The 445-nt window shown below is 47.0% G+C and carries 1 protein-coding gene; it reads left to right on the forward strand.

The genetic code is table 11. From position 1 onward, the window contains the following. Positions 1–224: 224 nt before the first annotated feature. Positions 225–445, forward strand: a 221-nt coding sequence (locus tag BFF42_RS20820) for a transposase (protein WP_252866573.1), incomplete at its 3' end; no start/stop codon positions are given.

Genomic DNA, 445 nt, shown 5'->3' on the forward strand with positions numbered 1-445 from the left:
TTTCTGTTCCATAACAGGTGTCCACTAGTTGAAAAGGTGGGCACCTACGTTACCAATACAGGCTTAATGGCTACATACGGCGGTCAGTTTACGCTTACTGTTACGTGATCCGTGATGCGCTACTGAATGATGGTAAGCGTACAGCCTGAACCGTCTGGTCAGAATCTGACGAATTAGACAAAGTGGTGTCCACCAAATAAGTAGTGGGAACCAAAGTGTCAGATATGCAGAAAAATGTGAATCCCGGCAGGCGAAAAGGCTGCCCTAATTATCCTCCCGAATTTAAACAGCAGCTCGTTGCTGCCTCCTGTGAACCCGGGATATCCATCTCAAAACTTGCTCTTGAAAATGGCATTAATGCCAATCTGTTGTTCAAATGGCGACAACAATGGCGCGAGGGAAAGCTGCTATTACCTTCTTCAGAGAGCCCCCAGCTACTTCCTGT

The sequence above is a fragment of the Shigella sp. FC1661 genome (genome assembly GCF_001712525.1).
In the GTDB taxonomy this organism is placed as follows: Bacteria; Pseudomonadota; Gammaproteobacteria; order Enterobacterales; family Enterobacteriaceae; genus Escherichia; species Escherichia coli.